The sequence below is a fragment of the Chrysosporum bergii ANA360D genome, from assembly GCF_029891735.1.
Lineage (GTDB): Bacteria > Cyanobacteriota > Cyanobacteriia > Cyanobacteriales > Nostocaceae > Umezakia > Umezakia bergii.
Window position 1 is genome coordinate 1 of the sequence record NZ_JANQDH010000080.1, and the last position, 363, is coordinate 363.

A 363-nucleotide genomic window follows, 5' to 3' on the forward strand; every position below is an offset into this window, starting at 1 on the left:
AGGACTGGTGACTGGGGTGAAGTCGTAACAAGGTAGCCGTACCGGAAGGTGTGGCTGGATCACCTCCTTTTAGGGAGACCTACCCATTGAAGAATCGAAAGTCGAAGGCGAATAGAGAATCAAATGGTCTACTCTAGGTCGGTCGAGAACTGGTCAAGTCTCTTTCAAAGTATTATATTTCCGGTGATTCCCAGCAACTAGGAAAGACCTAGACTGCTGGTAAGAACCAGCCAGAACCTTGAAAACTGCATATAGATAGATAAGAGAGCCGAAATCGAAAGATAGAAGTAAGTGAAGAACCAAGTGGTCAAGCTAATAAGGGCTCATGGTGGATACCTAGGCACACAGAGGCGAAGAAGGACG

The 363-nt window shown here is 46.6% G+C and carries 1 rRNA gene; it reads left to right on the top strand.

The features are described from left to right. A 16S ribosomal RNA gene (locus NWP17_RS12260) occupies positions 1-70 on the top strand; the annotation flags it as partial. Positions 71-363 lie beyond the last annotated feature (293 nt).